This window comes from Haemophilus parahaemolyticus (assembly GCF_018373095.1).
Classification (GTDB): domain Bacteria; phylum Pseudomonadota; class Gammaproteobacteria; order Enterobacterales; family Pasteurellaceae; genus Haemophilus_A; species Haemophilus_A parahaemolyticus_A.
The window spans coordinates 1-5,835 of record NZ_JAHAHT010000107.1; the positions used below are offsets into that span (position 1 = coordinate 1).

At 40.0% G+C, this 5,835-nt stretch carries 6 protein-coding genes and 1 pseudogene; 2 read left to right on the plus strand and 5 right to left on the minus strand.

The window, feature by feature from the left end; translation table 11 throughout:
- Positions 1-10: 10 nt before the first annotated feature.
- The 4 genes from KH943_RS08870 to rpoE form a co-directional block, all read right to left on the minus strand.
- Entirely contained in the window at positions 11-460 is a 450-nt protein-coding gene (locus tag KH943_RS08870) for a SoxR reducing system RseC family protein (RefSeq protein ID WP_304110117.1), read from the minus strand.
- 10 nt (positions 461-470) lie between these two features.
- The gene (locus KH943_RS08875; protein WP_304110119.1) at positions 471-1,415 is read right to left on the minus strand and encodes a MucB/RseB C-terminal domain-containing protein; all 945 of its coding nucleotides are present in this window, start codon (positions 1,413-1,415) and stop codon (positions 471-473) included.
- A 174-nt stretch (positions 1,416-1,589) separates the two neighbouring features.
- Positions 1,590-2,177 carry a sigma-E factor negative regulatory protein gene (locus tag KH943_RS08880; RefSeq protein ID WP_304110121.1) on the minus strand — a complete coding sequence of 196 codons (588 nt, stop codon included), beginning with the start codon at positions 2,175-2,177 and terminating at the stop codon, positions 1,590-1,592.
- A 52-nt stretch (positions 2,178-2,229) separates the two neighbouring features.
- Entirely contained in the window at positions 2,230-2,805 is a 576-nt protein-coding gene (rpoE, locus tag KH943_RS08885; RefSeq protein ID WP_304110123.1) for an RNA polymerase sigma factor RpoE, read from the minus strand.
- Between the two features lie 242 nt (positions 2,806-3,047).
- Between rpoE and KH943_RS08890 the strand changes: the two genes are divergently transcribed.
- On the plus strand, positions 3,048-4,073 hold the full coding sequence (locus KH943_RS08890) for a TrmH family RNA methyltransferase (protein ID WP_304110127.1): 1,026 nt from the start codon (positions 3,048-3,050) through the stop codon (positions 4,071-4,073).
- A 132-nt stretch (positions 4,074-4,205) separates the two neighbouring features.
- Here the strand turns inward: KH943_RS08890 and argG are convergent, their stop codons facing one another.
- Positions 4,206-5,537: an argininosuccinate synthase gene (gene argG, locus KH943_RS08895; protein WP_304110125.1), complete on the minus strand. Its 1,332-nt coding sequence runs from the start codon at positions 5,535-5,537 to the stop codon at positions 4,206-4,208.
- 150 nt (positions 5,538-5,687) lie between these two features.
- Between argG and KH943_RS08900 the strand changes: the two are divergent.
- Positions 5,688-5,835 (plus strand): annotated as a pseudogene (locus tag KH943_RS08900) (glycosyltransferase family 9 protein); the annotation flags it as partial.

The following is a 5,835-nucleotide window of genomic DNA, read 5'->3' on the forward strand; positions in this document are numbered from 1 at the left end:
CCATTGTTGTTTAGTCTCCTGCCCCGAAAGTGCTAGATTTGCCTAGGAAAATCGGGGTAAATTTTGTTAATGGTTGATGGGCAGTAACCAGTTTCACCGCCCAAAAGCTGCAAGCGGTTAAAAAAATTACACTACTTGCAACCAGAAGTTCGTTGCTAAAAAGAGCAGAAAAAAGGAGTGTTGATCCAATAAGTACCATTAAAGGCACGCAATAAACCCAAAACACGCTCATTAAAAGCGTATTTTCTGCCAAACCGAGCTGGATTTGATCGCCTGCTTTTAAGGCTTGGTCAACTTGAATTTCAAAGCGTGGTGCAGTTTTCTCGCCAGATAAGCCTGATAAAGCTTTACTTCCACAATGATTTTGTGCGGCACAACCGCCACAGCCACTTTTGGCATAACATTGCACTAAGGCTTTGCCGTTTTCGTAGCTCAGCACCATGGCTTTTTCAATCATCATATTGCACTCCTTATTGTTGAAATACTACACTTTGTGCGATGCGTTCTGCCACGCTCATTGGAATATCGCCAATGACTACCAGTTCGCGATTTCCAACCAAGTGAGTAAATAAAATCAGTTTCTCTTGGCGGGCAAATTGGTTGTTGAATGCTTCATCACCTTGCGAACGCAGATAGACAGTAAAGGTTGAAAGCCCATCGCTAAAAAGTTGGCTTTCGACCTCTTCCTGCCCCTGTCCAACGGGAATGACTTGGCGAGAACTGGAGATAGGTTTAAAGCCAACAGGTAACCAATTCACCTGCCATGCAAGCGGCGTATTTACCAAACTGTTTTGCGTATTCACAGGCGGCAATAGCATCGTTTTCAGTTGCGGGATTAGGTTGTCGAACTGGTCATTTACGCGTTGTTCAATCACTCTAAATTGTTCTAACAGTGTGTTTTGATTATCGAACAGTTCACTTTTAAGCAACAGATAATTTTGTTCATCAATCCAAAGCGTGTAACTAAAACGAGTGTCGTCGGAAGGCACGATTTTAATTACATTCGCGATGCGATCTGCCACGCGTGATTTACCCAATGGCACAAAATCGTAATGGTTTAGCTCGTTAAAATTGGCGTGAAAAACCGCAGGTAAGGCATCTAAAATTTTTGTGCCTTTTAAACTGAATGGGGTGAAATTAAAGCCTAAATAGCTAATTGCATTATTGCGTAGCAAGATAGTTTCGTAAGCGTTATCAAGGCTTAATAGCTGAGCAAATTCGTGATTATTTTCCAGTGCGTGATGATATTTCATCGATTTGATATTATCACTGTGTTGGAGAATATAATGGAGTTCATAGTTGCGATTTTTATGTGCTTCCATCATTGCATTGAGTAGATCAATTGGATGGGTCAGCTCCGCTTTCACAGGCAAAACAAAAAGAAATGTGAGACAGAATAAAATAATTTTTTTCATATTAGCCTTTTTCATTCTTATAAACATTGAGGCATAAGCGGTAGAATTTTACCAAAAATTTGTAAAAAAATCGCAAAAAGTTACCGCTTGCAGATAATTAAGCGACACAATTGGGCAAAAATAAAGCCACTCATATAAGTATATATGAGTGGCAGAATTTATTTATTACCTGAATTATTTTTGTAAATGTTTTTCTGTTGTGGTTGAAGAGGTTTGCGTTTTCGCTTTTTCTTCATCGGTTAAAGTCACATTTTGAGTACGGCGTTGGATTTCATAATTTTGCAATAATGAATCTAAACGGCGTTGTTGTTGCTCAAGTTTTTCTGGGGTAACTAAATCTTTGCTTGGTGCGTTGTAACTTACCGCTTGAACTGCATTGCTAAATGGCATTGTTTGCAACGCAGGTTCAGTTTGAGCCACTTCATCTGTGCTGTTCATCATATTCACACCTACGAGTGCAACTAAGCAAACAGATGCTGCAATCCCAGCTTGCATAATTGGGGTTGCCCAACGTTTAAGTTTCACCATTAAACCACGAGGTTTTTCTTGTATAGATTCGATGGTTTCGTTTTCAAGCAAGGTTTCTATTTTGGCAGAGAAGTCTGCACCGAGTAACACCTCTTCGCCTTGCATCACGTTGCGAATCGTATGATAGCTTGCCCATTTTGCTTTTAATTCAGGGCTGTTTGTGAGCGTATTGGCAAACTCTATGCCATTCGCTTGCCCGTCCATATAAGCTGACAAGATCTCTTTTTGTTGCATAAAAAACTCCAATTAACTTGAAATAGATGTGTTTTTCAACACTAAAAAAGGGTTAGGCGGCCATAAGCGGTTGAATTTTGGCATCAATCGCTTCCCTTGCACGGAAAATACGCGAACGTACTGTACCGACAGGGCAACTCATCACTTCAGCAATCTCTTCATAACTTAACCCCTCGATTTCACGAAGCGTGATTGCCATTTTTAATTCTTCAGGCAGATTCTCAATTGTTTCAAACACCACCCGTTTTAACTCATTCGATAAAACTAAATTTTCAGGGGTGTCAGCTTCACGTAACTGCGTACCAGCATCATAACTTTCCGCATCTTCTGCCAAAATATCTTCTTTTGGCGGTCTACGACCTAATGCAGTTAAATGATTTTTTGCCGTGTTTACCGCAATACGATAAAGCCAAGTATAAAATGCACTTTCGCCTCTAAATGAAGCTAAAGAGCGATAAGCTTTGATGAAAGATTCTTGCACAATGTCAGGAATATCATCACGGGAAACATAACGAGTAAGTAAACCAGCTACGCGGTTTTGATAGCGGACTACCAATAAGTTAAATGCTTTTTTATCACCTTGTTGTGCTTTTTCAACTAATTCTTGGTCGGTGATTTGTTCGCTCAATTTGCGGACTCCTAAATATATAATCGATTTATTTTAATCATCGCCATCTCTTTCACCGTTTTAGTGTATCGTTTTTGGCAATAGTTCAAAAAAGTTTAAAAAATTTTCAAAACGTGAATTTTTATGAAAATTTAAAGGGGAACGATTTTACTGAATATCGGTAAAAGATCAAAATATATCAGTGTATTTGGGCTAACTTTGCTATAATTCGGCAAATTTTATCCCTTATATGGAAACCGATGATGAAACCTGTATTTAATGAACGCACACCAAAATTCAAAACCGCTGAAGAAAAAAGTTTTAAACGTAATGAACGATCTCAAGAATGTTCAACTGATCGTCTGCAAAGATCACCAAAAGGCAAGCTGTCGCTTTCTCGCCAAAATCAACGCATTACACCAGAAAATATCTACCCAACCGAAGCACGCAAAGCCAACGGGCAAGGGCAGGTAACAATTAATGTGAAACAATCTGCTTTTTTGCAAAAAGAGAAAAAAACGGGGCCGCTTTCGCCTCGAGCACCAGAAAAAATCAAGAAAAACCGTGCGGAAGAGATGAAAATTTATGGCGAAAATAGCTGTTTAACCCTATTTGCACAACGCCCAACTTCAATTGTTCGCCTTTGGGCAACGGTGGAAGGGGCGAAAAAAGTAGGCGATATATTGAGCTATCTTGCCGAGCACAAAAAAGCCTATCACATCGTTTCTCGTGAAGAGATGGAAAAAGTGACAGGCTCAGAGCACCACGGTGATGTTTGTTTGCTTGTGAAGAAAAACCGCACTTACAGTTTAGAAGGTTACTTACAATTAGCACATACCCAAGATTGCCTTGTATTATTAGATGGCGTAAACAACGCCCAAAATATCGGTGGTATCGTCCGAACCTGTGCTTTCTATGGCGTAAAAGGCATTATTAGCGAAAATGGCGAATGCTTAAACTCAAGCTCTGCAGCCCGCGTTGCCGAAGGTGGCTTGGAATTCGTCCATACACTTGAAACCAAAAACAAACAGATTGCTCTGCAACAATTACGCCAATCGGGCTATCAAATCGTGCATCTTACTCGTCACAAACAAGTGCCTTCATTCTCCAAAGTAAAATTAGCGAAAAAAGTAGTATTTGTATTAAGCGAAGTGGTTTCTAACCATATTGAATACAGCGAGGATACTACCGTGCAGTTATCTGTGAATAACCCTCTTGCCAGCGGATTGAATGTCGCAGTAAATGCGGGGGTGTTGTTGAATCAGTGGTATGTGGGGCAGGTTTTGTAAATAATATTCTCTGATTAATAGCGGTCAAATCTTGCAAATCATTTGCAGAATTTGACCGCTTTATTTATTTGTTATGTCTAATACAATTAACTACGGGTGAAATTTCCATGGTTAATTGTGATTTAAACCAAACTATTTACTACCTAATTGAGGCACTACTTGGTTATTCGCAGAGATTAAACCTGTGTCGGTGTAAATTGCTAATTTACCGCGAGTGTCCACGATGTCTAGGTTACGCATCGTTAATTGACCGATACGATCACTTGGGGTAAATGGTGCATCTTCTACTTTTTCCATACTTAAGCGTTCTGCTTCGTAAGTTAAGTTTGGTGATTCTGTGTTCAGAATTGTGCAATCGTTACCGCGACGTAATTCAAGTGTCACCGTACCAGTAATTGCTTTCGCTACCCAACGTTGTGCAGTTTCACGCAACATTAATGCTTGCGGATCGAACCAGCGACCTTGGTAAAGCAAGCGACCTAAACGTAAACCGTTAATGCGGTATTGTTCGATGGTGTCTTCGTTGTGAATACCGGTCACTAAACGTTCGTAAGCGATGTGTAATAATGCCATTCCAGGGGCTTCGTAGATACCACGAGATTTCGCTTCAATGATACGGTTTTCGATTTGGTCTGACATACCTAAGCCGTGGCGACCACCAATACGGTTTGCTTCAAGAATTAACTCTACAGCATCATCAAAATGTTTGCCGTTTAAGGCAACTGGCACACCTTCTTCAAAAGTAACTGAAACAGTTTCAGGTTTGATTTCAACAGACTCATCCCAGAATGCCACGCCCATAATTGGTTTTACGATTTTCATTCCAGTGCTTAATTCTTCTAAGTCTTTCGCTTCGTGCGTTGCACCAAGCATATTTGAATCGGTTGAGTAGGCTTTTTCTACCGACATTTTATAGTCGAAGCCGTTTGCGATTAAGAATTGAGACATTTCAAAACGGCCGCCAAGCTCGTCGATAAATTGATTATCTAACCACGGTTTGTAGATTTTTAATTTCGGATTAGTTAATAAGCCGTAGCGGTAGAAACGCTCAATGTCGTTACCTTTGAATGTCGAACCATCGCCCCAAATGTTTACATCATCTTCTTTCATTGCTGCCACAAGCATCGTACCTGTTACCGCACGACCAAGTGGTGTGGTATTGAAGTAAGGAATACCACCTGTTGAAATGTGGAACGCTCCACATTGAATTGCCGCAATCCCTTCGTGAGCTAATTGTTGACGGCAGTCAATTAAACGTGCATTTTCTGCACCATATTCCATCGCTTTTTTCGGAATTGCATTGTAATCATCTTCGTCTGGCTGACCTAAATTTGCCGTGTAAGCATAAGGCACTGCACCTTTTTTACGCATCCAAAGTAATGCTGCTGATGTATCTAAACCGCCTGAGAACGCGATCCCCACTTTTTGACCTAATGGGAGAGATTCTAAAATTGTTGCTGACATACAAATTCCTATATTTGAAATGAATGGAAAATTACCAATCGCAAACGGTTGCGAGTAAGTAAAACTGGCATATTCTATTAGAAAAAAAAACAAATTTCATCTAAAATTTAGCGAAAATCGACCACATAAAATGAATAGAAAGAGTCTCAAATGAAAAAAATCCTTGTTATCCGAAACGATAAAATTGGCGATTTTATAGTTTGCTTTCCTGCTTTTGCAATGCTCAAACAATCTTTACCAAATGTAGAAATTACTGCCCTTGTGCCAAGCTACACTGCTCCACTTGCGGAACTTTGCC

Excerpts from the sequence above, each read along its gene's own strand:
- KH943_RS08875 (WP_304110119.1), bottom strand. The coding sequence starts at position 1,415 with ATGAAAAAAATTATTTTATTCTGTCTCACATTTCTTTTTGTTTTGCCT.
- KH943_RS08880 (WP_304110121.1), bottom strand. The coding sequence starts at position 2,177 with ATGCAACAAAAAGAGATCTTGTCAGCTTATATGGACGGGCAAGCGAAT.
- KH943_RS08870 (WP_304110117.1), bottom strand. The coding sequence starts at position 460 with ATGATGATTGAAAAAGCCATGGTGCTGAGCTACGAAAACGGCAAAGCC.
- argG (WP_304110125.1), bottom strand. The coding sequence starts at position 5,537 with ATGTCAGCAACAATTTTAGAATCTCTCCCATTAGGTCAAAAAGTGGGG.
- KH943_RS08890 (WP_304110127.1), top strand. The coding sequence starts at position 3,048 with ATGAAACCTGTATTTAATGAACGCACACCAAAATTCAAAACCGCTGAA.